Source organism: Nocardia asiatica NBRC 100129 (genome assembly GCF_000308415.1).
Classification (GTDB): Bacteria; Actinomycetota; Actinomycetes; order Mycobacteriales; family Mycobacteriaceae; genus Nocardia; species Nocardia asiatica.
This window is the reverse complement of the sequence record NZ_BAFS01000144.1, coordinates 1-16,931: the sequence shown is the minus strand read 5'-3', so window position 1 is coordinate 16,931 and position 16,931 is coordinate 1. Positions and strand designations below refer to the sequence as shown.

23 protein-coding genes are annotated in these 16,931 nt (G+C 70.4%); 10 read left to right on the top strand and 13 right to left on the bottom strand.

Going from position 1 to position 16,931, the window contains the following annotated elements:
• Nucleotides 1–81: 81 nt before the first annotated feature.
• From ON27_RS13760 to ON27_RS13745, 4 genes are all read right to left on the bottom strand, one after another.
• Entirely contained in the window at nucleotides 82–867 is a 786-nt protein-coding gene (locus tag ON27_RS13760) for an RNA polymerase sigma factor SigF (protein ID WP_043725726.1), read from the bottom strand.
• Entirely contained in the window at nucleotides 857–1,288 is a 432-nt protein-coding gene (locus ON27_RS13755; RefSeq protein WP_043725724.1) for an ATP-binding protein, read from the bottom strand. The genes ON27_RS13760 and ON27_RS13755 overlap by 11 nt, the downstream gene beginning before the upstream one ends.
• A 166-nt stretch (nucleotides 1,289–1,454) precedes the next feature.
• Entirely contained in the window at nucleotides 1,455–2,138 is a 684-nt protein-coding gene (locus ON27_RS13750) for a PAS and ANTAR domain-containing protein (protein WP_043725721.1), read from the bottom strand.
• Nucleotides 2,139–2,217: 79 nt separating this feature from the next.
• Complete coding sequence (locus ON27_RS13745; RefSeq protein WP_043725719.1) at nucleotides 2,218–2,631, bottom strand: STAS domain-containing protein; 414 nt, start codon at nucleotides 2,629–2,631, stop codon at nucleotides 2,218–2,220.
• A gap of 394 nt (nucleotides 2,632–3,025) precedes the next feature.
• On the opposite strand from ON27_RS13745, the gene ON27_RS13740 reads away from it, so the two are divergent.
• Nucleotides 3,026–4,237 (top strand): glycosyltransferase, encoded by a 1,212-nt coding sequence (locus tag ON27_RS13740; RefSeq protein WP_043725718.1) that lies wholly within the window; start codon nucleotides 3,026–3,028, stop codon nucleotides 4,235–4,237.
• A 19-nt stretch (nucleotides 4,238–4,256) separates the two neighbouring features.
• On the opposite strand, the gene ON27_RS13735 is transcribed toward ON27_RS13740, so the two are convergent.
• Nucleotides 4,257–4,766, bottom strand: a complete 510-nt coding sequence (locus ON27_RS13735) for a DUF6328 family protein (RefSeq protein ID WP_043725717.1) — start codon at nucleotides 4,764–4,766, stop codon at nucleotides 4,257–4,259.
• The gene (locus ON27_RS13730; RefSeq protein ID WP_043725716.1) at nucleotides 4,753–5,178 is read right to left on the bottom strand and encodes a ChaB family protein; all 426 of its coding nucleotides are present in this window, start codon (nucleotides 5,176–5,178) and stop codon (nucleotides 4,753–4,755) included. Before ON27_RS13730 ends, ON27_RS13735 begins: the two co-directional genes overlap by 14 nt.
• Before the next feature lie 131 nt (nucleotides 5,179–5,309).
• Here ON27_RS13730 and ON27_RS13725 point away from each other — a divergent pair, with 131 nt between their 5' ends.
• Genes ON27_RS13725 through ON27_RS13715 form a run of 3 tightly spaced genes read left to right on the top strand, consistent with a single transcriptional unit; the run spans nucleotide 5,310 to nucleotide 6,868 of the window.
• Nucleotides 5,310–5,873 (top strand): nucleotidyltransferase family protein, encoded by a 564-nt coding sequence (locus tag ON27_RS13725; RefSeq protein ID WP_043725713.1) that lies wholly within the window; start codon nucleotides 5,310–5,312, stop codon nucleotides 5,871–5,873.
• Nucleotides 5,874–6,143, top strand: coding sequence for a BON domain-containing protein (locus ON27_RS44730; protein ID WP_043725710.1), 270 nt, complete (start codon nucleotides 5,874–5,876; stop codon nucleotides 6,141–6,143).
• A gap of 5 nt (nucleotides 6,144–6,148) precedes the next feature.
• Nucleotides 6,149–6,868 carry a metallophosphoesterase family protein gene (locus ON27_RS13715; RefSeq protein ID WP_043725708.1) on the top strand — a complete coding sequence of 240 codons (720 nt, stop codon included), beginning with the start codon at nucleotides 6,149–6,151 and terminating at the stop codon, nucleotides 6,866–6,868.
• 11 nt (nucleotides 6,869–6,879) lie between these two features.
• Here the strand turns inward: ON27_RS13715 and ON27_RS13710 are convergent, their stop codons facing one another.
• Nucleotides 6,880–7,296 carry a CBS domain-containing protein gene (locus tag ON27_RS13710; RefSeq protein WP_043725705.1) on the bottom strand — a complete coding sequence of 139 codons (417 nt, stop codon included), beginning with the start codon at nucleotides 7,294–7,296 and terminating at the stop codon, nucleotides 6,880–6,882.
• A gap of 192 nt (nucleotides 7,297–7,488) precedes the next feature.
• Between ON27_RS13710 and ON27_RS13705 the strand changes: the two genes are divergently transcribed.
• From ON27_RS13705 to ON27_RS13685, 5 genes are all read left to right on the top strand, one after another.
• The gene (locus ON27_RS13705; RefSeq protein WP_043725702.1) at nucleotides 7,489–7,824 is read left to right on the top strand and encodes a membrane protein; all 336 of its coding nucleotides are present in this window, start codon (nucleotides 7,489–7,491) and stop codon (nucleotides 7,822–7,824) included.
• A gap of 84 nt (nucleotides 7,825–7,908) precedes the next feature.
• Nucleotides 7,909–8,367 (top strand): hypothetical protein, encoded by a 459-nt coding sequence (locus ON27_RS13700; RefSeq protein WP_043725700.1) that lies wholly within the window; start codon nucleotides 7,909–7,911, stop codon nucleotides 8,365–8,367.
• The gene (locus ON27_RS13695) at nucleotides 8,364–8,690 is read left to right on the top strand and encodes a hypothetical protein (RefSeq protein WP_043725697.1); all 327 of its coding nucleotides are present in this window, start codon (nucleotides 8,364–8,366) and stop codon (nucleotides 8,688–8,690) included. Before ON27_RS13700 ends, ON27_RS13695 begins: the two co-directional genes overlap by 4 nt.
• Before the next feature lie 222 nt (nucleotides 8,691–8,912).
• Nucleotides 8,913–9,848: a glycosyltransferase family 9 protein gene (locus tag ON27_RS13690; protein ID WP_043725695.1), complete on the top strand. Its 936-nt coding sequence runs from the start codon at nucleotides 8,913–8,915 to the stop codon at nucleotides 9,846–9,848.
• A gap of 52 nt (nucleotides 9,849–9,900) precedes the next feature.
• Complete coding sequence (locus tag ON27_RS13685) at nucleotides 9,901–11,406, top strand: FAD-dependent oxidoreductase (protein WP_043725692.1); 1,506 nt, start codon at nucleotides 9,901–9,903, stop codon at nucleotides 11,404–11,406.
• A 31-nt stretch (nucleotides 11,407–11,437) separates the two neighbouring features.
• On the opposite strand, the gene ON27_RS13680 is transcribed toward ON27_RS13685, so the two are convergent.
• The 5 genes from ON27_RS13680 to ON27_RS13660 all read right to left on the bottom strand — a co-directional run bounded on the left by ON27_RS13680 (nucleotide 11,438) and on the right by ON27_RS13660 (nucleotide 16,097).
• Entirely contained in the window at nucleotides 11,438–11,965 is a 528-nt protein-coding gene (locus ON27_RS13680) for an AAA family ATPase (protein ID WP_043725690.1), read from the bottom strand.
• A gap of 85 nt (nucleotides 11,966–12,050) precedes the next feature.
• Complete coding sequence (locus ON27_RS13675) at nucleotides 12,051–12,911, bottom strand: SDR family oxidoreductase (RefSeq protein ID WP_043725687.1); 861 nt, start codon at nucleotides 12,909–12,911, stop codon at nucleotides 12,051–12,053.
• A 35-nt stretch (nucleotides 12,912–12,946) separates the two neighbouring features.
• On the bottom strand, nucleotides 12,947–13,972 hold the full coding sequence (locus ON27_RS13670; protein WP_043725684.1) for a PP2C family protein-serine/threonine phosphatase: 1,026 nt from the start codon (nucleotides 13,970–13,972) through the stop codon (nucleotides 12,947–12,949).
• Nucleotides 13,973–14,252: 280 nt separating this feature from the next.
• Complete coding sequence (locus ON27_RS13665; RefSeq protein ID WP_043725682.1) at nucleotides 14,253–15,293, bottom strand: AraC family transcriptional regulator; 1,041 nt, start codon at nucleotides 15,291–15,293, stop codon at nucleotides 14,253–14,255.
• 138 nt (nucleotides 15,294–15,431) lie between these two features.
• The gene (locus ON27_RS13660) at nucleotides 15,432–16,097 is read right to left on the bottom strand and encodes a pentapeptide repeat-containing protein (RefSeq protein ID WP_245559938.1); all 666 of its coding nucleotides are present in this window, start codon (nucleotides 16,095–16,097) and stop codon (nucleotides 15,432–15,434) included.
• A 95-nt stretch (nucleotides 16,098–16,192) separates the two neighbouring features.
• Between ON27_RS13660 and ON27_RS13655 the strand changes: the two genes are divergently transcribed.
• Nucleotides 16,193–16,717 carry an SAM-dependent methyltransferase gene (locus ON27_RS13655; protein ID WP_157227178.1) on the top strand — a complete coding sequence of 175 codons (525 nt, stop codon included), beginning with the start codon at nucleotides 16,193–16,195 and terminating at the stop codon, nucleotides 16,715–16,717.
• A 30-nt stretch (nucleotides 16,718–16,747) separates the two neighbouring features.
• Here ON27_RS13655 and ON27_RS13650 read toward each other — a convergent pair.
• A partial coding sequence (locus tag ON27_RS13650) for a hypothetical protein (RefSeq protein ID WP_043725676.1) occupies nucleotides 16,748–16,931 on the bottom strand: 184 nt, incomplete at its 5' end.

The following is a 16,931-nucleotide window of genomic DNA, read 5'->3' as shown; positions in this document are numbered from 1 at the left end:
CGGCCCGCCCGGCGCCGGACCCGGGGCTGCCGGGGCCGTCACCGGACCCGGCGCCGCCGAACCCGGTGTAGCACCCGCGGCTCAGTCCCGCAGCGCCTGCTCGCGCAGCGAGTTCAACGTCCTGGACAGGATGCGCGAGACATGCATCTGGGAGACGCCGAGCCGCTCGGCGATCTGGTTCTGCGTCAGCGACTCGAAGAAGCGCATGATCAGCACCTGGCGTTCGCGTTCGGGAAGCTCGCCGAGCAGCGGTTTCACCGCCATGACGTCCTCGACCAGATGGTAGGAGGATTCCTCGATCCCGAGGCTGTCCAGCAGGGGCTGCGGGGCGCTCTCGGCGTCCGCGCCGACCACCGCGTCGATCGACGACGACTGGTAGGCGTTACCCGCGATCAGAGCCTGGGTCACCTCGACCAGATCGACATCCAGCTCCGCCGCGATCTCCCTGGCTCGTGGCATCCGGCCCAGCCGCTGCGACAGCGCCTCGACGGTCGGGCCGATGCTCAGCTGGATCTCCTTCGTCCGGCGCGGCACCCGCACGGCCCAGGTGTTGTCCCGGAAATGCCGCCGGACCTCACCCATGATGGTGGGCACCGCGAAGGACAGGAACGACGACCCGCGCGCGACGTCGAAACGGTCCGCGGCCTGCACCAATCCCAGGCGCGCGACTTGCAGCAGGTCGTCGAAGTTCTCGCCGCGCCCGGCGAACTTGCGGGCGATGTGCTCGGCCAGGGGCAGGCAGCGCTCGATCAGCTCTTGGCGCATCGGCTCCCGGCGCGGATCGTCCGAATCCAGCGCGGCGATCTTCTCGAACAGCGGCTCGATGTTGTCGTAGGTGTCCCCCCGCGACCTCGGCTCACCCGCCATTCGGAGCACCCCGCACCCAGCTGAAGTCGATCACGGTCGGATATCCGCCGAGCACGCTGTCGTAGGACCCCTGGGCCGCCGCGATCGAATCGGTCAGGGTCCGCACGATGTGCCAGCCGAAGCCCGCCTGGCCGACCACCGAATCGGTCGCAGCGACCGACGACACGTGCACGAACATCTTGTCGGTGTCGTAGGTGAACTCGCAGTCGAGCATCGAGCCGGTGGTCGCGTCCAGAATGAGCGAGGTGGCCACCTCGTCGAGCGCCAGCCGGATGTCGGTCACCTCGTCCAAGGCGAAGTCGGCGATGAGGGCAACCGTCTCGGCGAGCGCGCGCAGCATGGTCAGCTGCTCCAGCCGGGCGGGCACCCGCACCCCGACTGTCGTCGTCTCGGTAGAGGATCGGAACGTCCACTCCCCCATTTGCCCATCACCACCTTGTCCTCGCAGCCACTCCACTGTGGCCTGGATTCCGCTGCGAGCGCCCCTGAGCAACCGGAACACCGCAGACGCCGCGGACAGTGGAGCAGTAAGACCGCCGCGTTCCTCGTCGGTGGACGTACCCGCCGCGGGCGGATCGAAACGCGGGTCAGGGGCCGTCGATCCCCTCGTGGGCGGTGAGAAGTAGATGGTCGAATTCGGTCCGCAGACCCGGCGTGATGCCGGCGAGTCCGGGCAGATCGGCGACCAGACGCGCGGCCAGGGCGCGCAGCTTGACGTTCGTTTCCTGCGATCGCCAGCTGAGCACCCGGAACGCCTGTTCGGCGCCGATGCCGTAGACCAGCATGAGTGCGCCCTTGGCCTGTTCGATCACCGCCCTGGCGGCGTAGAGCTCGGGCAGGGCGCCGTCCAGCGTCTCCTGCCGGTGTTCGGCGAGGGTCCCGGTGACGTCGATGTAGTACCCGGCGGTGCCGACCACGTCGCCGGACTCGTCGGCCAACCGATCGGCGACCAGGATCACGTGGCGCACCAGGCCGGTGGTGTCGATGATGCGGTGCCTGCTGGAGAAAGGCTCCGCGTTCGCGATCGACCGCGCCAAGGCGCTGGCCACCGCGTCGCGATCCTCGGGATGCTTGTGCGTCAGCAGCAACTCCGTCGTCGGCGTCACCGTCCCCGGTCGATAACCGTGCATCGACGCGACCTCGTCCGACCATTCCCAGCGCTGGTCGCCGAACCAGAATCGGAAACTGCCGACACTCTGCGGCGTTCCCATACCGATCACCCGGTCCAGCGCGAGGGCGTCCTCGGGCTGTACCGACCCACTGTCACTCACCACTGAAGTATCCGATGCCGATGCGCCCGGCGGGACCGGATCGGAACGAGCCACATCGGCCGGCTCGGCGGCGACCCCCTCAGGCGTCCAGCGCTGTCCGCATGGACGAGTAGCTCGGGAACAACGACCGCACGCCGGTCACCTCGAGCGCGCGCTCCACTCCCGGTCCACCCGCGACGATTCGCAGATCCGGACGACCCACCCCGTCCCTGCGCAGCGCGCCGAGCCGTACGGCCGCGCGCAGACTCATGAACCTCGCGGCCCGCAGATCGATCACCACGGCGTCGCACGGTGACTGCAACGCACGGTCGACCGTCTCGAAGAACTCGGCCGACACGGCGGCGTCCAACTCGCCTTCGACTCGAACCACCACGCATTCGCGGCGGCGGTCCACCCGCTGTGCCCACAACCGGCTGTCCCTACGACGCCCCGGTCCCGAACCATTGAGATGCACGCCCTCCGCGTGCTCCCGTAGCAGAGAAATGGCAGACAAGTCGAACCTCCCGTGTAGGGGGTATCCAGTCCTCGGCAGCGCTTAGGGGCGAGGGGCGGCGCGAACGCGAATCGGTTGCCGTGCCGTCCCATCGACCGGCTGCGCCGAATGCGTCGAACCGGGGTCGGCTGTGATCTCAACCTCTCTACAGTGTGGCACGGCCGACCGGCTACCGACAGCGTTCGGTAGGAGAACGTAACTGCCGCCGGAGGGCCCGCCCACCGGAACGAACCGACCGTTCGGCTGGCAAAGCGACCTTTGACGTGGGGTTTCATCGGCGCGCCGCCGGGCATATCCGGAACAGATATCCCGAACGTCACGCGATGCCGGTCGTAGGGCAGCCGCGCGGATCCGCGCGTGCGTGCGGCGCCCCGCGAGGAGAACGGAGCACCCGGTGAAGATTGCCATGGTTTCCGAAGACGCCAGCCCACTCGCCGAAGAAGGTCCAGCCGGTGGCGGCGGCCGCGGCCGGTACGTAGCCGAATTGTCCGCGGCATACGCCCGACGCGGGCACGACGTGACGGTGTATACGCGGCGCACCAGTCCGCGGGCCCCCGCCGAACTGTTCGCCGAGGGCGGCTACCGAGTAGTGCACGTCCAAGCCGGACCGCCGACTCCGCTGCCGGCTGATCGGACACTGCCCTACCTCGGCGAGTTCGGCACGTTCCTGCGGCGGCACTGGACTGCCGAGCAACCGGACATCGCGCACGCGCACTACTGGAAGTCCGGGCTCGCCGCGGAGCTGGCGTCGCGGGCACACGGCATCCCGGTGGTGCTGACTTTCCACGGACTCGGCACCGTGCAGCGACGCAGCGAAGGTCTCGCCGACCCGAGCCCTCGCTCGCGCATCCGGTTCGAGCGGCTCATCGCGACGCGCGCGGCGCACGTCGTGGCGACCTGCTCGGAAGAGGTAGGGGAGCTGGCCAGGATGGGTGTGCCGCGCTTCCGCACGTCGATGGTGCCCTGCGGGGTGGATCTCACCACGTTCACCCCGGAGGGCGCCGCCGCCGATCGGCATGCGACGCACCGATTGGTCGCTTCGGGAGAGCTGGTGCGGCGCAGCGGTTTCGACCCGGTCGTCCGGGCACTGGCCGACCTCCCCGACACCGAACTGGTGATCGCGGGCGGCCCCGCCGCCGACGACGAAGACGACGCCGAAGGCCGCAGGCTGCGCCGCATCGCCTCCGACCACGGTGTGCGCGAACGACTTCGGCTGGCCGGCTCGGTGACGCGGCCGATGCTGCCGCGGCTGTACCGCTCGGCCGACGTCGTGCTCTGCACCCCCTGGTACGAGCCATCGGGCCGGGTGGCGCTGGAGGCGATGGCATGCGGGAAGCCGGTCGTGGCCACGGCGGTCGGCGGACTGCTCGATACGGTGGTCGACGGTGTCACCGGCCGATTCGTCGCCCCGCCCGAACCGGACGCGATCGCGCGGGCGGTGCGCCCGCTGCTCACCGACACGACATTGCGCGAAACGTGGGGGGCCGCCGGTTATCAGCGAGCCGCGAGCCGCAATTCCTGGGATCGCGTCGCGACCGAGACGCTCAGCGCCTACCACCGCGGCGCTCCGGCCCGGGCGGGCGAGGTCGTGTCCTGGGCCAGGTAGCCGGTACCGGTCGGAGTAGTCAGTACTGGTCGGACGCGGCCTCCGCCGAGGCGCTGCGCCAGCGCCACGGCGCGACGAGCCATGTCGAGACGAACAACGCGATGGCGACGACCGCGGAGATCACCGCCGCGATCGTCCCCGTCACGTAGTCCACCACGAGGATCACCGCGCCGATCAACGCCAGACCCAGCAGGGCGACACCTGCCATCGCGCACCGGTGCGCGGCGGCGACGACGTTGCCCAGCCGATGACGGCGGAACAGGATCCGATGCCAGGACACCGGCGCGATCAGGAACACCGTCGCCCCCAGCACCGCGGCGAAGGTGGCCAGGTACAGCGCCCGCATGCCCGACGACAGCGTGCCGAAGGACGCCTGGAACGGCAGGATCAGCAACGCCCCGAACAGGAACTGCACACCGGTCTGCACGACGCGCAGTTCTTGCACCAGGCTGCCCCAGTTCCGGTCCAGCCGTTCGAGTTCGGTCTCGCCCCGGGCGCGGCGCGCCCAGGCGTCGTCATTCTCGGGCACGCGCGGCCTCCCGGCGATTGCGTTTCTTGATCGCCTCGACGAGTTCGTCCTTGGTCATCCGGGATCGCCCGGAGATCGCCAGCCGCCGGGCGATGGCCAGCAGGTGCTCTTTGGAAGCGTTGGCGTCGACGCCTTCGGCGGTCTCCCCCCGGGCGTTCGGGCCGCCCTGTTCGGCTCGTTCGTCGGAGGGTCCGCGGCTGGGTTTGGGCTCCCAGCGGTCGCCGACTCGCTCGTAGCTGTGCTTCAGCGCGGCGTAGGCGACGCGGTGGGCGCGCTCCTCGTCGCCGTCGTACTGTTCGAGCGCGGCGTCGTGCGCCTCGGCGAAGGTGCGCTGCGCCTTGGCCTCCGACCGCGCCAGGGTGCTCGGCAGCTCGGACTTGTCGACTCCACCGCGTGCTGTGGTCTTGGGCATGAGTCGCTCCTCTCGGTCCCGAAACCGATGGTTCGAAAGCCCGGTACGGTGACGCGTGCGAGCCCTCGGTATCCGGTCGCATACCCGGAGAAACGCCGATTAACCCGGTGTCCGCCGGGTACCACCGCTGCATGGTTGCGACTACCGATCAACTGCTGCACGCGCTCACCCGTACGGTGAACGCACTGGCCGCGACCGACATCCGTTTCGCGGTGGCGGGCGGCTGCGCGGTCTATGCCCGCGGCGGCCCCGCCTCCCAGCACGACGTCGACATCTTCGTCAAACCGGAGGACAGCGCGCGGGCGATCCAGACGCTGGCCCGCGCGGGCCTGCGGGTGTGCGACCCGCCGGAGAACTGGTTGCGCAAGGTCTACGCCGACGACATCCTCGTCGACGTGATCCACCGCCCGAACGATCGCGATGTGACCGACGAACTGCTCGACCGCGCCACGGTGATGCGGATCGGGCCGGCGAAGGCTCCGGTGATCAGCGGCACCGACCTGATGGTGGACAAGATGCTCGTCTTCGACGCGCATCGCCTGGACCTGAGCCCGATCCTGCACATCGCGCGCGACCTGCGCGAACAGGTGGACTGGGAGTCGGCGCGCGAACAGACCAAGGCCTCGCCCTACGCGCGGGCCTTCATGGGCCTGCTCGACGATCTCGGCATCACCCGCACCGGAAAGGTGGAGTAGATGGAACAGCCGCAATACCTCGTCGCACGATTGCGCCGGGCGCTGGCCGAGGATCCCCGCACCGCCGAACTCGGTGTGCAGGTGACGATCCGGGGCGACGTCGTGGTGCTCGGCGGTGAAGTAAGCAGCGATCAGCGCAAGCAACAGATGGAAACCGTGGTGCGCGAGCAGCTTCCGCACGCCCGGATCCACAACGACGTCCATGTCACCCGTCCCGCGGCGCCGGTCGAGACCGAGACGCTGGAACCGGACGGACCCGAAAGGAGTTGAGCGGCATGCGGATAGCCGCGGTCGGCGACGTACATCTAGGCGTGGATTCGCAAGGGCAGTGGCGGCCCGCCCTGCACGACCTGCCCTCCCGCGCGGACGTGCTGTTACTGGCGGGCGACCTGACCCGCCACGGCACCGTCGACGAAGCGCGGGTCGTGGCGGCGGAATTCGCCGACTTGGGCATCCCGGTCGTCGCCGTTCTCGGCAATCACGACTACCACGGCGACGCCGACGAAGAGATCGCCACCGTACTCGACGACCACGGCATCACCGTCCTGGAAGGGTCCGCGGTGACGCTCGACCTCGACGGGAGCACCCTCGGGGTCGCCGGCACGAAAGGCTTCGGCGGCGGGTTCGCGGGCAAATGCGCGAGCGTCTTCGGGGAGCCCATCATGCGCGAATTCGCCGCGCACACCGTGGACGTGGCCGCCGCGCTCGGCGAGGCGCTGGCGACGCTGGACACCGACGTCACCGTCGCCCTCACGCACTACTCCCCGATCAGCGACACCCTGCACGGCGAGCCGAGGGAGATCTATCCGTTCCTCGGTTCCTACCTGCTCGGCGAGGCGATCGACGAGCACGGCGCCGACTTGGCGTTGCACGGCCACGCGCACGCGGGAGCGGAGCGCGGCACGACGCCGGGCGGCATCCGGGTGCGCAATGTCGCCCAGCCGGTGATCCGTGCGGCGTACGCGGTCTACGACCTGCACCCGGCCGCGGTCTGAGCAGGCCGGGCTCAGAAGTCGGTCGAGATCGCCTCCACCGTGCTGCCGGACTGGGCGTTCTCGACCGTGGTCGCGACATCGGCCTGCGCGATGATGCCGACCAGCCGGCCGTTCTCCAGCACCGGCACCCGGCGCACCTGATGCTGCGACATCACCGACATCACTTTGCGCACATCGTCGTCGGCCTCGACGGTGATCAACTCTCCACCGAGTTCGCCCGCGTCCACCCCGAGCGGGTCCTTGCGCTGGGCGATCACTTTGACGACGATGTCACGGTCGGTGAGCATTCCCTTCAACTTGTCGTCCTCACCGCAGATCGGCAAGGCGCCGACGTTCAGCTCCGCCATTCGCTGCGCGGCCGCGACCACCGTGTCGCTGGACCGGACGCATTCCACATTCGGGGTCATGATGTCCCGTGCTGTTGTCATCGGGGTCCTCCTGGGACTCTCGCCGGTACGAGCGCCCATCGATCGGGCTACTCGCTCAGGTCGTACCCCCGTTTCGGATCCGTTAACGCGGGCATCCGTGCGTTGTGGCCGCCCCGGATGGCCGAACGGAACGCTCCGGACCGGGGTCGCCCACGCATCGAAATCGTTGCCGCTCGAGAGAAGGGACATCCGATGCTGCCAGCACCGAACGAGTCGAGCGCGGGATCCGGCGCCGGGGAGCAGCACCGGTCCCACACGTTTCCCGACGACACCCGCACCTCCCGCACGCACGCCGGAGAGTCCATCGAAGACGCCCGGAACTGGCCGGGGATCATCCTCGTGGGGATCGGCATCGTGAGCCTCGCGCTCACGCTCACCGCCGCCGGATACGGATTCGAGGGCTGGGCGGTGATCGCGGGAGTGGTCAGCGCCGTGTGCATCCTCACGGGCGTCGTCGTGATCGTCGCCGAGCACCGCCGGATCAAGGTCCGCGAAGGCAGACGGCTGCGCGACGCGGCCGGTCACTGAATCGGGCGCTCGCCCGTTCTCGCAGGCGCGGCGGCACCGCCCCGCGCCGGGAGAGAACGCGGCTCGACTTCGAGGGAGAGAAGAATGAGGAATCAGATCGACCGGCCCTTCGGCCGCCTCGCCCTGTTCGTGGGCGCGCTGGCGGCGGGTTCGGCGCTCACGGCATGCTCGAGCGACGACAGCGATCCGGGCGCGGCGACGCCCGAGCCCGCGACCGTCTCGATCACCATGCCGAGCCCGACCAGCGCGCAGGTGCCGAACCCCGACCAGATCACCACCGAAGCCGCGCAGCAGCTGTGCGACATGATGCGCGCCGATATCGACACCTGGCGCGATCAGGGCGCCACGGTGGCCAAGGTGACGTTCAACGGCACCGTGCACAACTGGGCGGCCCGCAACGGCGGCCTGAACGACGTGGTCGTCACCGAGCGCGGCCGAATCGACGCCGTCACCGCGCAGAGCTGCCCCGACGTGCGCCAGCAGGCGCTCGAGGCGCTCGACGAGCCGGATCTGGCCTCGGCGCTGGCGGGGTTCGGGCGATGAGCGCCGTGGGCAGGCCCGGCCGGATGGGCATCGCCGTGCTGGCGGCGCTGGCGGTGGCCGCGGGAGGGTGCGGCGACGAGCCGGAGAAGATCGTGAACAAGGGCGGTGACACCCCCTGCAACGAGTACGTCGCCCAGGATGCCGACAAGCAGCGGGTGACCACCGAGAAGTTCCTCGAGCAGGAACGCGAGGACTCGGGCACGCCCGACGCCAGGACCGTCGATGCCGCCATCGCGGCGATCAAGCTCATGTGCGCGGCCCAGGCCAACCCCGACACCCCGATCCGCAAGGCCGATCTCACCGGCATCTTCGTGCCGAAGTAGCGGCCTCGCACATGCCGCTCCCGCCCGGGTCATCACGGCGCCGAACCCGGTGGGAGTACCGCCGGACTGCTGCGAACCTCGCCAACGACGTCGAGGACGCACTGGCCGGCGGGCTTCGAGACGCGTCTACCTCGAAGCTTCGTGGCACACCCGCCCCGGACCGCCGACGACGCCGGTCCGGCGGCGGGTCCGTGCACCGAGCGCCGAAACTGGAGGCCATCTGTGACTGTCACGCTCGCGCTGCGCGCTCACGGGCTGCGGGAGCTGCTGACCGCGATTCCCGCGCTGCGCGCGCTACACGACGCCCAGCCGCGACACCGGCTCGTCCTCGCCGCGCCCGGCTGGCTGCGGCCGGTGATCGATCTGGCGGATTGCGTCGACGACCTGCACGCCACGCCCATGGCGGGAGCCCTGCGCTGGAACGCGCCACCGCCCACCTTCGCGGTCAACCTGCACAGCGTCGCGGCCGACGGCATCGGCGCACTGCTCGCGACCGATCCGGAGCGGACGATCACCTACCGTCACAAAGATTTTCCGCAGCTGCGGGGCCCGCTGCCGGAACCTGGCCTGCACGAGACCGCGCGATGGTGCCGGCTGCTGGAATGGGCGGGTATCGCCGCCGACCCGGCGCGACTGGACATCACACCGCCGCCGGAATGCACCGGCGAGCGACGCTGCATCGTCGTCTATCCAGGCGGTGCGCCCGCCCGGCGCTGGCCCGCCGACCGGTTCGCTTCCGTCGCGGCCGGCCTGCGCGACTGGGGCTGCCCGGTACGCGTCGTCGGCAGCGCTGCCGACCGTCCGCTCGCACGAGAAGTCGCCGAACGGGCCGGATTACCCGAAACCGCTGTACTGGCAGGGCAACTCACGCTTCGGCAATTGGCCGTGACCGTGGCCGACGCGGCCCTCGTGCTCAGCGGCGACACCGGTGTCGGGCATCTGGCCACGGCGTTCGGCACCCCGTCGGTCCTGGTCTTCGGCCCCGATTCGCCCGCCGTCTGGGGACCGCCGCCGGAGCGTGCGGCGCATGTCGCCCTGTGGGCCGGACAGGTGGGCGATCCGCCGGTCGGCGCCGCCGCGCCCGGGCTGGCGATGATCAGCGCCGCCGAAGTGCTCGCCGCGGCGGATCGACAGCTCAGCAGTGGAGCGCGGGTGTGACGAGGATGCGGCACGCGCGTTTCACCCCGTCTAGACCGGCTATGCCGGGCTTATGACGTCCCTATGGTTGCACGAAGCGCAGGTCCCGGCGCGGTTGCGGTTGACGCCGGGATCGCGCTTCGACACGGTGGTGATCGGCGGCGGGCTCACCGGCCTGGTGACCGCGCTGCTGCTGGTGGAACGCGGCGTCGAAGTCGCCGTGGTCGAAGGCAGACGCGTGGGCGCGGGCACCACCGGCGCCACCACCGGCAAAATCAGCCTGCTGCAAGGGACTCGGGCGCAGCAGATCGCCCGGCACCATTCCGACGACGTGCTGCGCGACTACGTGGCGGCCAATCGCGAAGGCCAGGAATGGCTGTTGCGGTTCTGCGCCGCGCACGGCGTCGCGGTCGATCGCGTCGCCGCGTTGACCTACGCGCAGAGCGAGGACGAGATGTCGGCCGTGCGCGCGGAATACGCCGCCACCCAGAAGGCCGGTCTGCCCACCGAACTGCTCGGCGACCCGGATGTCCCGTTTCCCGCGCACGGCGCGGTCCGCCTGGCCGATCAGGCCCAACTGGACCCGATGGCGCTGCTGGCCGCGCTCGCGGCCGATGTGGAGGCGCACGGCGCGCCGATCTACGAGTCCACGCTGGTCCGCGGCGTGCAGCACGGCGCGCAGGGCGACCTGGTCGTCTCGACCGAGCACGGGGACCTCGGGGCGCGCCGAGTGGTGCTTGCCACCGGCATCCCCATCCTCGACCGCGGCGGCTTCTTCGCCCGCCTGGTCCCGCAACGCTCCTATCTGGCGGCGTTCACCCTGGACGAGCCGATTCCGCGCGACATGTACATCAATGCGGGCAGTCCGACCCGCTCCTTGCGTCGCGCGCAGGGACCCGACGGCGAACTGTTGCTGGTCGGAGGCAACGGCCACGTCGTCGGACGGGGCGGATCGACCCGCGAGAAGGTGGAGGACCTGGTGCGCTGGACGCGCACCTGGTTCCCCAGCGCGGAGCCGACGCACCGCTGGTCGGCCCAGGACTACTCGCCCGTCGCCGAACTGCCCTACGTGGGTCCGCTGCTGCCCGGACAGCACGAGATCCAGGTGGCCACCGGCTACGCCAAGTGGGGCCTGACCAACGGCGTCGCCGCTGCCATCGCACTGGCCGGACGGCTCACCGGAGCGCCGCCCCGGTGGGCGGGAGCGCTGGCCAGCTGGCGGCCGGACGAGCTCAAAGCGCTTCCCGCGGTCACGAAAGCCAACGGCTCTGTGGCGCAGCATCTTTCCGCGGGATGGTTGCGCGTCGCCACGCACCACGACGGCGGCGCTCCGCCCGAAGGCTGTGGCACCGTGCTGCGCGAAGGCCTGCATCCGACCGCCGTCTGCACGGTGGACGGCAGCACCAACCGGGTCTCCGCCGTGTGCCCGCACCTGTACGGCATCGTCAACTGGAACGACGCGGAACGCACCTGGGACTGCCCGCTGCACGGTTCGCGCTTCGCCGCCGACGGCACGCTGCTCGAAGGCCCGGCCACCAGTTCGCTCACCCCCTTGCAGGTGCCGCGCGATTCCCAGTGAGCGAACAGGGTGTCGAACGAACCAACCAGAGTCAGTCCCGCAGGGGCTCGGCGTCGGTGAGGATCCGATCGACCGTCTCCGCCACCGTCAGATCCGATGTGTCGAGCCACAGGCCGATGCGGGGCGTGCTCTCGCGCAGTACGCTGTCCAACGCCGCGACGGTGAATTCGTCGTAAGCGTCTTTGCCGCGCCCGGCCTCCCGTGCCGCGACCACCGCCGGGCGCGGCGCAAGCACGACGACATAGAGCGGCCGAGTCCGGATCAAATCCGCTGTCCAGGGCAAGAATTCGCCCAGGAAGACGTCTTGCAGGACCGCGGTGAACCCCGATTCGGCATACGCGTCGGCGGTCGCGGCGGCCAGGCGATGCCGTAACCGCAACTGGGCGAGCGCCTCGGGCGACGGGGCGGCGGTCATCTCCGCGCGTCCGCGCACCACGAATCGGCGGAACACGTCCCCGCGCACGTGCGCCGAGCGCGGCAGCCGTTCGGCCAGTGCCTGGGCGACGGTGGATTTACCCGCGGCCTGGATGCCGGTGACCAGGTAGACAGCCGATGTCATTTCGTCGATCTTGGTCGTCGGGCGCGGCGACGTCCACTGGTTTACCGTCGTCGCTTCGGCTGGGCCGACCGCGGGCTCGGTGGGCTCAGCTCGCGGCGGCGCCGGCCTTCTCTTGGACATAGCGGTGCATCGCCCAGTTCAACCCGCGCATCGCGACGTTGTAGGCGGGCGGGAAGTACCGCTGCGCCCAGAAGCCCACGCGGATGTCGGGCGAGGTGAAGATCAGGTAGCGGTCGCGCTCGACGCCGCGCACGATCGATCGGGCCGCGGCCTCCGGGGTGACCGCGTGCCGCATGAACAGCGCGACGCCACGCTGCACCGCTTCGGCCGTGCGGTCGACGCCCGCGATGTCGACGCTGTCGACCATGGGCGTGGCCATCGCGCCGGGGCACACCAGGCTGACGCCGATGCGGTGGCGCGCCAGATCGAAGCGCAGCACCTCCGAGACGCCACGCAGGCCGAACTTGCTCGCGCTGTAGGGCGCGTGCCAGGGCAACCCGAACAGACCGGCGGCCGAGGACACGTTGACCACGTGGCCGCCGCGTCCGGCCGCGATCATCGGCGGAACGAACGATTCGATCACGTGGATCGGACCCATGAGGTCGATGTCGATGGTGCGCCGCCACTGGCTGTGGGTCAGCCGGTCGACGGTTCCCCACGTGGCGATGCCCGCCACGTTCATGACGATGTCGACGCTACCGACCACGTCGTGCGCTTCGGCGGCCAGCGCCACCACCTGGTCGTAGTCGCTGACGTCGGCCGCCGTGGCCAAGTGGACGGCCGCACCGGCGGCGCGCGCGTCGGCGGCGGTCCGCGCCAAGCCCTCGGCGGCGATGTCGGTCAGCACGAGCCCGGCGCCCTCGGCCGCGGCCGCGAGCGCCGTGCTCCGGCCGAGACCGCTGGCCGCGCCGGTGATCAGACAGGTTTTCCCGGCGAACTTCGTCATAGTCGACGACCATACGCAACCATGAACACCGATGTCTATGGAACGGTGGAACCGCTTTCCCATGGGACGGGAGCCAGCGCGACCGTGATGTTGTCACCGCCGCCGCAACGCAACGCGAACTCCGCGAGCGCGGCTGCCGCCGCCGCGGGAGCCGCGTCCCCCGCCTGCTCGGCCAGCGCGGACGGAGCGGGCGCGTAGTTCCACAATCCGTCGGAGCACAGCAGCAGCATGCCGGGGCCCGACACACGCGCCGTGCGCACGCAGTTGTCCGCCCACGGCTGCGCGGGGCTGTCCGCGCCGAGCCAGCGGATCAGCGTGTGCGCCCTCGGGTCGGCCATCGCGGCGCGCTCGTCCATCGCACCGGCGTCGACCAGCGCCTGCGCCCACGAGTCGTCCACGCTCAACCGCTGGGCGGGCTCGCCGCCCTCGGCGGCCGGCAGCCAATAGGCCCGGCTGTCACCCACGTTGGACACGGTGATGTCGGTCCCGGCGCCGTAATGGGAGACGATCGCGGACACATAGGTGCACGACGGCGCCGGTCCGTCGGGAACGTCGACATCGCGGACAGCCTGCGCCGCGGCCGCGAGCCCGGCCATGATCGCCTCGGCCGCGGGCTGTCCGGCGACGAGCGCGGCGGCGGTGGCGCCGACGCCCGCCCGGACCGCCGCGCCGGAGGCCACTTGCGGGCGCGACGAAGTCGACACGCCGTCGCTCACCGCGATCACGACGGTCGTCGGCGCCCCGGGTGCCCCGTCGTCGAGTACCCCGGCGGCGACGGCGTCCTCGTTGCGCGCGTGGACGATGCCGCGATCGGTGAGCACCGCGACCGCTCCGAGATCGGTCGCGAAGCGATCCGGCATCGGGCGGGACCGGCCGCACTGCGCACAGCGGCCGTCGTCGTGGAAGCGGTCTCCCCCGCACTCGGCGCACGGCGCCGGGTCCGGCCCGGGCAGCGCGACGTACCGGTAACCGAGTTCGCGACCGCATGACGCACAGCGGCGGCTGTCGAGTCCGACCGCCGAGCATCCCGCGCAGCGTAGGTCGGCACCCTCCTCGCTCATCGGACCGTTTCCCTGGCCGGCGGCGCCGCGGCGCTCGCGGTATGCTCCGGAAGTCGTTGGCCCAACCGTAACCACAGTGGCTCGTTGCTGGTGCGAACTTCCACACCCTCCTCCTTCATCTCCCCGGCAGGCCGACTCCGATCGCGATAGTACGGGAGCGTGCCGGGCCTCTGATCCCAGTGCTGGATCGACCCCCGCGCTGCGCGGCCGCACGATAGCGGACGGTCTGCCCGCGCCGCCGCGGCATGGCTGGGCCCGCCCGGCGCGAACCGCCTGTGCCTCACACCGGTTCGGGCGTGCGACACGATTGCCTGCCCCGCGTGCGGAACGTTTGCGGCGGGCAGCCCTGCCAGCGGCGGAAGGCGCGGATGAAAGAGGCAGCCTCCGCGTAGCCGAGCCGGGCGGCGACCTGTTCGGTGGTCATGTCGGTGTGCGCGAGCAGTACTTCCGACATGGTGTGGCGCACTTCGTCCAGCAGTGCCCGGAACGACGTCCCCTCCTCGTGCAGCCGTCGCGAAAGGGTGCGCGAACTCATGTACAGACCCAGGGCGACCGTCGCCTGATCGGGAATCTCGCCGGGCGTGCGCACCAGGCGCTCGCGCACCGACGCCGCGACACCGGTGCGCGCGCGGCGCTGGTCGAGCAGGTCGCGGCACAGTTGCCCGCAGTTGTCCCGCGCCGCGTCGTTCGCCGGCGGCAGCGGCAGGTCCAGCATCCCGCGATCGAAGACCACCGCGCTCACCGGTGCGCCGAAGACCGGCGCGACGCCGAAGACGTCGCGATAGCGCGTGAGGTCGCGCGGGCACGCGTGCCGGAAACTGACCCGCCGCACCGGCACGCCGATGGCGAACAGCTCTCGATCGAACGCGGGCAACCCCGCCAGCGCCGCCTCGGCGAAGAACCCCCGTGTGCCCGCCGGGAGATCGCCGTCCTGGAACACCAGTCGCGCATCGCCGTCGGCTTCCTCGACCGTCAACCGTCCGAACGGCACCGTGCGACCGACGCAGCGCAGGCTCACCTCGATCAGCTCGCGCAGCGTCCGGCTGCCCAGCAGCGCGAGCCCCCACGGCCCGCGCGACCGCAGGTGATGGCGGACCGCCGCGGCCAGACCCAGCCCCGGCTCGTCGCCGAAGCGGCCGAGCACCGTCTGCACGACGCGCAGTTCGTCGTGTGCGGTGATCGCGGCGGACGGGTCACCCAGTGCGGCAGGCGCCAGCGCCGTACCGGCCAGGCACTCCGCGGGCGCCATGCCCCGCTCTGCGGCGATGCGCACCAGAGCGCGCACGCCGACGGCACTGCGGAGGGATTCCCGATCGACCATGGCTCGCGTCCTCGATGAAGCGGTACTGCGCGGTATCGGCGCAATGTATCAATCGGGTGTCCGGCGCATCGGCGGTTCGCCGAAATGGCGTCCCGGCAGCCACTGCGGCACAGTCCTTTTCGATCCCCACGGCCGAGTTCAATCTCGCACGGTGATGCCGACCGAACGCGCGAAGGCGGGCGCGAGGTCCATCAGCTGCGGACTGGTGATCGTCGCGCCGCGCAGGCTGTCGAGCCCATCGGTGAAGTCGAGCGCGGTCGCACCGCGCAGATCCACCTTCGCCAGCCGGGCTTTGCGCAACGACAACCGGAGCAGCTCCGAGCCGGGCACCGTGACCTCGGTGAGGGCGGCTTCGGCGAAATCACAATCGCGCAGCACACAGTCGATGAAGGACACCTCGCGCAGCTGAGCCCCGCGGAAGTTGACCGAGTCGAACTTGCAACCTTCGAACCGCATCCGTCGCAGGTTCGCGCCCGCGAAGTCGACACCGGACATCGCACCCGACACGACCTCTCCGTCGAGCCAGCCGGTGTCGGCCAGTTCGGTGCCCACCCAACGCACGTGACGCAGCCATACGTCGGTGAAGCGGCTGTAGCGGAGGCTTCCCCGGCTGAATCCGACCGACGTGAACACCGACTCGTTGAATCGCGCGTGCCGCAGGTCGAGGTCGTCCAGTTCGCCGCCGTCCACCCGGAGGCAGTCGTAGTCGCCCTCCGCCTCGAGGTCGCCGTCCAGGTCGGTCAGGTACCGCGCGTAGGGCAGGTCGTCGAGTTCGCGCGCCATGCGCACCTCCAGTTCGTCCACGATGATCGGTCGACCGAGTATCGCGGTGCACCACGACAAGTTCGGCCTCGCTGCGGTGCGACCGTCGGCGCTCACGGGCGGACCGCGGCCAAGTAGTGCAGGCGTTCCCCGATCCAGGTCAATGCTGTGGCGTGGACAACGACGCGTTGGTGCTCACCCACCCGCGAGCCCTGATGACCAGCACTACGTCAGAGGGCACCACCGCTCACATCGACGCGGACGTCCGAGATCCGGAACGGATCATTCGCGACGCGCAGCACGTCCTGGACTTCCGCGAGGCGATCGCGATCATGCTCATGGGCGTACTCGGCCACGTCACCACCGACGACCAGCTGTTGCGAATCGTGCGCACGCTGATGGCGGCGACACCGTCGGGCAGTTATCTGGCGCTGTGGCATCGCACCGACAGCCGACGCTACGCGGCCATGTGCGACCTCTACGCACAATCCGGAGCCGCGCCGCTCGTTCCACGTCCGCGCGACCGGATCGCGGCCGTCTTCGGCGGGTTGGAACTGCTCACGCCGGGGTGCGTCTCGATCACTCGGTGGCGCCCGCCCCCGGCCGAGGTCGGCGCGGCCCGGGCGGTATCGGCTTGGGGCGGGGTCGCTCGAAAACCCTGAGCGCAGGGTAACCGTCACACCCGTCGCTGATCAGCGCAACGTGCATATCCAGCGGCGGGTGTCGGCGGGGTCGATGACGTCGTCGACCTCGAGGACGGTAGCGGCGGTGAGGGCCTTGCCGTTGGCGTAGGCGAGCTGGACCAGGTTGTCGAAAGCCTCTTGACGCTCCACCGGATCCTCGATAGCGGCCAGCTCTTTGGCGAATCCGAGACGG

What these genes read in the sequence shown, in the direction of transcription:
- ON27_RS13715 (WP_043725708.1), top strand. Translation starts at nt 6,149, where the DNA reads ATGCGGATAGCCGCGGTCGGCGACGTACATCTAGGCGTGGATTCGCAA.
- ON27_RS13730 (WP_043725716.1), bottom strand. Translation starts at nt 5,178, where the DNA reads ATGCCCAAGACCACAGCACGCGGTGGAGTCGACAAGTCCGAGCTGCCG.
- ON27_RS13700 (WP_043725700.1), top strand. Translation starts at nt 7,909, where the DNA reads ATGAGGAATCAGATCGACCGGCCCTTCGGCCGCCTCGCCCTGTTCGTG.
- ON27_RS13755 (WP_043725724.1), bottom strand. Translation starts at nt 1,288, where the DNA reads ATGGGGGAGTGGACGTTCCGATCCTCTACCGAGACGACGACAGTCGGG.
- ON27_RS13760 (WP_043725726.1), bottom strand. Translation starts at nt 867, where the DNA reads ATGGCGGGTGAGCCGAGGTCGCGGGGGGACACCTACGACAACATCGAG.
- ON27_RS13695 (WP_043725697.1), top strand. Translation starts at nt 8,364, where the DNA reads ATGAGCGCCGTGGGCAGGCCCGGCCGGATGGGCATCGCCGTGCTGGCG.
- ON27_RS13685 (WP_043725692.1), top strand. Translation starts at nt 9,901, where the DNA reads ATGACGTCCCTATGGTTGCACGAAGCGCAGGTCCCGGCGCGGTTGCGG.
- ON27_RS13665 (WP_043725682.1), bottom strand. Translation starts at nt 15,293, where the DNA reads ATGGTCGATCGGGAATCCCTCCGCAGTGCCGTCGGCGTGCGCGCTCTG.
- ON27_RS13710 (WP_043725705.1), bottom strand. Translation starts at nt 7,296, where the DNA reads ATGACAACAGCACGGGACATCATGACCCCGAATGTGGAATGCGTCCGG.
- ON27_RS44730 (WP_043725710.1), top strand. Translation starts at nt 5,874, where the DNA reads ATGGAACAGCCGCAATACCTCGTCGCACGATTGCGCCGGGCGCTGGCC.
- ON27_RS13705 (WP_043725702.1), top strand. Translation starts at nt 7,489, where the DNA reads ATGCTGCCAGCACCGAACGAGTCGAGCGCGGGATCCGGCGCCGGGGAG.
- ON27_RS13725 (WP_043725713.1), top strand. Translation starts at nt 5,310, where the DNA reads ATGGTTGCGACTACCGATCAACTGCTGCACGCGCTCACCCGTACGGTG.
- ON27_RS13675 (WP_043725687.1), bottom strand. Translation starts at nt 12,911, where the DNA reads ATGACGAAGTTCGCCGGGAAAACCTGTCTGATCACCGGCGCGGCCAGC.
- ON27_RS13680 (WP_043725690.1), bottom strand. Translation starts at nt 11,965, where the DNA reads ATGACATCGGCTGTCTACCTGGTCACCGGCATCCAGGCCGCGGGTAAA.
- ON27_RS13670 (WP_043725684.1), bottom strand. Translation starts at nt 13,972, where the DNA reads ATGAGCGAGGAGGGTGCCGACCTACGCTGCGCGGGATGCTCGGCGGTC.